6 protein-coding genes are annotated in these 6,470 nt (G+C 45.4%); 2 read left to right on the top strand and 4 right to left on the bottom strand.

Annotated elements, in window-relative coordinates:
* Positions 1-218 precede the first annotated feature (218 nt).
* On the top strand, positions 219-575 hold the full coding sequence (locus tag QUB26_RS21205) for a hypothetical protein (RefSeq protein ID WP_333236457.1): 357 nt from the start codon (positions 219-221) through the stop codon (positions 573-575).
* Between the two features lie 529 nt (positions 576-1,104).
* Here QUB26_RS21205 and QUB26_RS21200 read toward each other — a convergent pair.
* The 4 genes from QUB26_RS21200 to QUB26_RS21185 all read right to left on the bottom strand — a co-directional run bounded on the left by QUB26_RS21200 (position 1,105) and on the right by QUB26_RS21185 (position 5,624).
* Complete coding sequence (locus tag QUB26_RS21200; protein WP_333236455.1) at positions 1,105-1,686, bottom strand: serine acetyltransferase; 582 nt, start codon at positions 1,684-1,686, stop codon at positions 1,105-1,107.
* A gap of 195 nt (positions 1,687-1,881) precedes the next feature.
* Positions 1,882-2,892, bottom strand: coding sequence for a glycosyltransferase family 2 protein (locus QUB26_RS21195; protein WP_333057909.1), 1,011 nt, complete (start codon positions 2,890-2,892; stop codon positions 1,882-1,884).
* Positions 2,893-3,115: 223 nt separating this feature from the next.
* A complete protein-coding gene (locus tag QUB26_RS21190) occupies positions 3,116-4,387 on the bottom strand; it encodes a glycosyltransferase (RefSeq protein ID WP_333236453.1) in 1,272 nt (423 codons plus the stop codon).
* A 319-nt stretch (positions 4,388-4,706) separates the two neighbouring features.
* A complete protein-coding gene (locus QUB26_RS21185; protein WP_333236451.1) occupies positions 4,707-5,624 on the bottom strand; it encodes a histone deacetylase in 918 nt (305 codons plus the stop codon).
* Positions 5,625-5,701: 77 nt separating this feature from the next.
* Here QUB26_RS21185 and QUB26_RS21180 point away from each other — a divergent pair, with 77 nt between their 5' ends.
* Positions 5,702-6,211 carry a hypothetical protein gene (locus tag QUB26_RS21180; protein ID WP_333242520.1) on the top strand — a complete coding sequence of 170 codons (510 nt, stop codon included), beginning with the start codon at positions 5,702-5,704 and terminating at the stop codon, positions 6,209-6,211.
* The last annotated feature ends 259 nt before the right edge of the window (positions 6,212-6,470 follow it).

The following is a 6,470-nucleotide window of genomic DNA, read 5'->3' as shown; positions in this document are numbered from 1 at the left end:
TTATCATTATTATTCAATTATATTTCTACATAAAGGGGTATTGACAAAATCTACTCCGTTCTAACTTGTTACCAATGTGTAGGGGCAAACCCCCTGTGGTTGCCCCGATGCAGGCTGGGGTAGGCACGGGGAGTAGGGGTAGCACTACCCCTACATATTTTTACAAATGATGCGAGGATTGCTATATTCGAGAAATTATTTATGGAAAAAAGAGAGCATTGCGTTACTGGGAAATCACAACAGATATAGATACCATTTCCGAAAACTCAACCTGGTATATGATGACACAAATTCCGGGAGTCTTAGCTAAAGAAGTTGGGAATTTGTATGGAAATACGACTTGGATTGAATATGGTTTTCGACAAAGTAAGAGTGAATTAGGGTGGGCGGATTTCCGAGTCACCCAATATTCACAGATTGAAAAATGGTGGGAAATCGTTTGTAGTGCTTACGTGATGATCGGCCTCTATACTAGGTCTAATAGAGCCGTTAACTCCCAGACTCCATCACCCAGCTCTTTATCCGCAAAAAACTTCTCACTTCTCCACCGCTTTGAGCAACATCAAGACGCTTGATGAAAAAAAAAGTTGGAAGAGGCATCTAAACAATTTGAGATTAATATTACAAGCTTTAATTAGCTTTAACTTGATACAACAGTGGCTAAAAATTTTTCCGATTCCACAATTATCTACAGGCTGGGCTCGATTAAGAGCGTTAATGAATTTTTACCCAAATCCCTTCTCTTACTTAATAAATGAGAGTGAATTCTTATTTTCTTCTGCCGCTTAGTGACAGAAGAGAGGTATCTTGCCTACGGCATCTAGTTTAACGTTGTAAGCCCGGTTAAGCATGGCGATCGAGCCGTCGTGGCCGAGCACGGTATAAGAGGAGAAGTGAACATTGTTGCCGATGCGGACGTAGGCGGGATCTCCAAAGACCGTATTGAGCCAGATGCTGCAATTTTCGCCTAGCGCTTACAAGTTGCCATGGCGGGGGAGAAATTCTGTGTATTCTTGGGCACAGGCGTTACAGAATTGGATGTAAAGGCCACGGAACTTGCCGTAACGCATCGCAAGATGGCGGATAATTTTTTGCAATATAGATCTAAGCATTTTCCTGGTTTTTGGTAGATTGAAGAATCTTGGCAGGAATACCTACTGCTGTTTTGCCTGCGGGAATATCTGATAAAACTACAGCATTAGCACCGATATTTACGTCGTCTCCCAAGTTTACTTTTCCGAGGATTTTTGCACCAGCGCCGACGTTAACCCGATCGCCCAATTGAGGGGATTCCAGCGGCTTGTCCAAATAGCGGTTTCCCAACGTTACACCTTGGCGGATAATGCAGTCGTCGCCGATCGTACAATATCCGTGAATAATAATAGCGTTTTGATGTTCAATCACCACGCGACGACCGAGCTTCACAGTGTAAGGCAAGTCTATCCCGTAACTATTGCGGACTTTTCGGTAGAGTGCTCGATAAATAATGCTCAAAGGAGCTCGCAGTAATTTCGGTTCTACCTGCATTCTCCAGACGCCAAAACGCTGCACTGCTACGGCGCGAAATCCCGGTTTTGTCCAATCTCGACCATGAGCAATCCAGTCTTCTTTAATTTGCTGCCACAGTCCCAGGCCGGGGTCTTCTACTTGATTTTCAGTGGTGATTAAGTTTTGCTCAGTTACCATAAGCTCTAATTCACATTATTTATTGTTTACTCTATTGCTAGATGCCGACGATATTAATGGGTCTATCAGGTTTGTGAGGAAGGAGCAATCCGGTTTTATTGATCGAGAATACTAATTCCTCAGCTGCATCATAAAATATTTTGCTTGCCTAGGCTAACCTGGTTTAGTTGGCTTTGACCCATTTACCAACTCCCTTTAAAAGTTTTTGGATTTTTCAATCTTACCCCCCTTAAAAAATACACTATTTAATACAAAATCTCTCAGCAATTGTGGTGGATCGCCATCGGGTTTGCCTTGAAGTACGCGACGCACCCTCCAGGCTGCAAAACCCGAAGCCCAGGATACATCAGTTAATGCTGTGTAAACCAAGCCGTAGTTTTTGATAAAGTACCTACGCCGGGAATCAAACCAATAGGTAGGCAGCCGCTTGGCGGGCTTTTTGGTGTCAGTGACGCCTGAGCTTTGGCCGACTAAGTGCACAACGCGACTTTCAGGTACGTACCAGCAACTCCAGCCAGCTTTGTTCGCTTGCAGACAAAAGTCCATTTCTTCGCAGTACATGAAATAAGCTTCATCCATCAAGCCAATCTTTTCAAATACTTCGCGACGGACGATCATGCTGGCTCCAGCTACCCAATCAGTTTGACAGGTTTCTTGGGAAATCGGAGGCGCTGCGGCCCAGTTGGCTAATAACTTGGATATAAAGCCTGTCCGCCAACCAAAATCGAGTTCTGTCAAGATGTTGTGAAACCGAAAAGCTGACTCCTGGGGCGTGCCGTCGGGGTCTTCCAAGCGGCTGCCGGCGATGCCGGCTTCGGGATGAGTGTCCATGAAATCGACGAGGGCTTTTAAGGCACCTGGGCGAACTATGGTGTCTGGGTTAAGCAGCAGGAAGTAAGGGGGGGGATTGGTGGATTGGAGGGCGGGACGGATCAGGGCGTTGTTGCCGAAAGCAAATCCGCCGTTGCGCTCTAGGGGAACGAAGGATGCCCATTCATTCCAGCCTTCTGAGGCGATCGCACTACTAATTTCTTCGACAGAGCGATCGCCTGAAGCATTGTCGCCAACTACAACTCGCATACCGGGCAGCGATTGAACTTCGCTAACTAGAGAGCGCAAGCAGTCAATTGTCAAACTAGAGGTTCGGTAGTTAACAATGACAACCAGCAGTGGATAGGGGTGATTGGACTCGCTGGCCTTCGACATAAGTACCGTTGTTTGTTTAACAACTTTTTAGCTCAAGTTGTACCCATCTGGCAAGCTGGAGCGATCGCCCGGAGTACAGGTATCGCTTAAGTAGATGAGTCGGAAAATACACAAGTAGTCAAAAGCGAGGGTAACTCCGTGAAACGAAGCAATCCCAAAGCTTCTGACAGCTTTACATTCCTTTACACAGCCAGGTTTATTTGCGCCTACCTACTTACTTTTTTCATTGCTCCAACATACTTAACAAAAGCTGCCACCGCTGCCGGTGCATTTCTTCGTGAGTCAGGCTGCGAGCCTGTTTCAGACCTGCCATGCCCATATTTTGAAGTAGGTTCAAGTTTTCTCCCGACTGTTTGAGCAAGTTTGCTAAATCAACTGGGTCATTGCAATTACCGATCAAGCCTGTGATGCCGTTTTCGATGCAGTCGCGGAGTCCGGCAGTGTTGTTTGCCAGTACCGATACAGCCTGGGAATAAGCATCGTATACTATTCTGGGCTGTTCGTCTGAGGTGCTGGGAACCACAACAGCATGATATTGTTGCAGCCGGCTGAAGAATTCTCTCCCGTAAGGAATAGTTCCCAAAAGTTCGATCTGTACGGATTTTTGCATTGCCTTGCTGGCTGCTTGGCAGTTGCTTAACAGTTCGCCTTCACCTAGTATGTCCAGCTTGACGGCAATGTTTTCCTCGTCCAAGATTTTCATTGCTTCTAGGAGAACTAACAGACCTTTCTGTGGATGCAATCTGCCCGCAAATAGAATTTTTAGTTGTTTGGGCGAGGCTGACAGTTTTTCCTGCCATATTTTAGTCGCCTCTGCTTCCGAAATAATATTTTCTTCATCTATCCACGAAGCGTGAATTATGTGACTTTTTTTGTGTGGTTTTTTTAATAAACTTTGCTGATATTCTCCCTGTGTAAAGATTGTCAAGTCGGCGCTGTTGATGCACCAGCGATTCAATGTTTCGTATATGTAAGCTTGAATTTTGGCTTTAATGCTGGCAGGGGTTCCCGGCTGCAGCCGCCACGGTGCGGACTCGACTATGAGCAGGTATGGTTTCCGCTGTATCAGGACTATGGGCGTCACTAACCATGCCATCGGAATCGGCCAGCCTGCTACGCCGCTATGTACGATATCTGAAGATGCGATCGCGCCCCAAAGCTGGGCAACCGTTGCCGGCAGCAGAAATATTCCTTTGGCCAAGCTATTTGGGGAGGGAAGGTCAATAAATTTAGCATCAGCAAATGATGTTTCCGAATCCACCTCTATGGTATTTTCGGGGAGGGTTTCTCGCACGCACGGAGATGCTAGCGTGAAGTTTTTCAAATACTTAAAGTGTTGAGTTAGGTCTTTAGCCCACATTAAATCGAGATACCTGCAGCCTTTGGAGTCGCGGAAGGATGGGATGTTGAGGACTAGCAGGTAGTGCTTGTCTATGGGCATCAAAGTCGGTTCTTTGGCCCCATCTTCTGTGATATTTAACGAGTTGGAGTCCATAAAATACACTAGGATTGAATGCGATATATCTATTTTAATGCCACTTTAGCCTGTTTTTAGTATTAATTGACACCCTAAACACGCAATCATATCGCCAAAGAATACTGAAGTCCATATTAAATCTCCCCAATCTGGGTCAATATTCCGCACAGTTTTTGGAACTATACTACAAGCCTTACAGGGCAAGCAGCATAAAAAAGTCGAATTAAATGCCGCGTCAGGGGTAAAGATGACTTTGATTTCATTATTTACGCTAGCCTCAAAGTCAAGTAAGAATAAGCCATTGGGCAATAGAAAAAGTGTCCGGACTCTTGCTGGATCAAAGTCGATACTGCCTGTAGGCTTGACTGGCAGCTCGGTGCAGCAGCGAATGTCGGTAAACTAACCCCTTAGCGTCATCGGAATAGCCCCCGCCAATCACGCAGGCAACGGGATAGCCGCCGGCCAAACACGCCATCAAAACTTGCATTTCCCGGCGAAATAAGCCCGTATCAGTTAAAGCTAATTTTCCCAGTTTGTCACCGTGATGAGGGTCTACTCCAGCATCGTATAAAACTAAGTCGGGCTTGACATTTGAAAGCAAATCTGGTAAGAATTTATCCAAGGTTTGTAAATATTCGTCGTCCTCCATACCCACAGGCAAAGGTACATCTAAATCGCCCTTTTGTTTAGTGCCGGGAAAATTGACTTCGCAGTGCATCGAGAAAGTAAAAACACTGCTGTCATCTTGAAATATTACGGCGGTTCCGTCTCCTTGGTGGACATCTAAATCGACAATTAAAACTTTGCGAACTAAACCATTTTTTTGCAAGACGCGAGAGGCGATCGCCAAATCATTAAAAATACAAAAACCAGACCCAAAAGCAGGGAAGGCGTGATGAGTTCCGCCCGCAGTATTGCAAGCCAAACCGTAGTCTAAAGCGAGCTTTGCAGTTAGTACAGTTCCTGCAACCGCAGTGCAAGTGCGATTAGCAAGGGCGCGACTCCAAGGCAGACCAATTCGCCGAGTCGCTTTGTTATCCAGCGTCCCGTTGCAGTAAGCTTGAACATAGGAGTGGTCGTGGACTAATTCAATCCATTCTTGAGGGGGAAGTTCGGGAGCGTGAAATTGCGATTTATCTGCTACCCCGTCCGCGAGCAGCATCTGGTAAAGCATCCGAAACTTTGCCATCGGGAAGCGGTGATCCGGTGGCAGGGGTGCAACGTAATCTTCGTGGTAAATAATTGGTAAGTCCATTAAAATTATTGTATAACGAATGAATCTCCAATTGAGCGCCTGCAATCTCAAATTTAAATTCGCTGGAGAACTTGTATATGCAACAACTAAAAACAGTCTGGCAGTCCGGCAGCACCGACCCCGAAAATGCTGACAATCTCGATAATATCAGTCAGTGGTGGGGAAACCTGAACGGGAAAGAAATTAGCTGGGTAGAGCGACTGATTCCGCAAATCGGCGGTTTGAGCGAAATTCACTGGCACCCCCAGCGTTTTGACGAAACATTTGTGATAGTCAATCCCGAAATTCGGGAGGAAACTCTCTATTGGTACAAACCAGATTCTCCTGTCCAACGTAACAACACTGTTGACAAATTAGAACTTGACAACTTGCAACAGCAATTGTACATCTATCCTCAGTTGGAAGCGGAACTGGTAATTCGCGTAGGAATTCCCGAAGTTAAATATCAAACACTTGAATTAAACAATCCCGAAATCGCCTTGGGCGAAGATAATCTGCTGTTGCTGTGGGAATCTGACCAAGAACTAGAAATTAAAATTTACTTAAGCAATGAAAATATTGCTAAACTTAAGGAATTGCTGGCATAGAAAAGACCGAGAAAATATTTTATAGGGTAAGCTTTGGGTGCGGGGTGGATTGCTATTATATACTCTTAGTTACCTATAAATATCTTAAGACTCAGGAGTCGGTGGGTCAAAACCGAGGTTTTTCACAGCCATACTTTGTTGCAGCGACAAGAGTCAAAAACGGTTTCTTCACCTCGTGGTATGTCCATGTGTGTATCTGTGCTAAAACCCTTTGAACGTGCGAGCAAAATGTCCAGAAAGTTGTGTTATCCTCCGGGCA

This window comes from Microcoleus sp. B4-C1, from assembly GCF_036705285.1.
Classification (GTDB): Bacteria; Cyanobacteriota; Cyanobacteriia; order Cyanobacteriales; family Microcoleaceae; genus Microcoleus.
Note: the sequence above shows the minus strand (reverse complement) of the source record. Positions and strands in the feature narration are given on the sequence as shown.

What these genes read in the sequence shown, in the direction of transcription:
- QUB26_RS21200 (WP_333236455.1), bottom strand. Translation starts at nt 1,686, where the DNA reads ATGGTAACTGAGCAAAACTTAATCACCACTGAAAATCAAGTAGAAGAC.
- QUB26_RS21195 (WP_333057909.1), bottom strand. Translation starts at nt 2,892, where the DNA reads ATGTCGAAGGCCAGCGAGTCCAATCACCCCTATCCACTGCTGGTTGTC.
- QUB26_RS21190 (WP_333236453.1), bottom strand. Translation starts at nt 4,387, where the DNA reads ATGGACTCCAACTCGTTAAATATCACAGAAGATGGGGCCAAAGAACCG.
- QUB26_RS21185 (WP_333236451.1), bottom strand. Translation starts at nt 5,624, where the DNA reads ATGGACTTACCAATTATTTACCACGAAGATTACGTTGCACCCCTGCCA.
- QUB26_RS21180 (WP_333242520.1), top strand. Translation starts at nt 5,702, where the DNA reads ATGCAACAACTAAAAACAGTCTGGCAGTCCGGCAGCACCGACCCCGAA.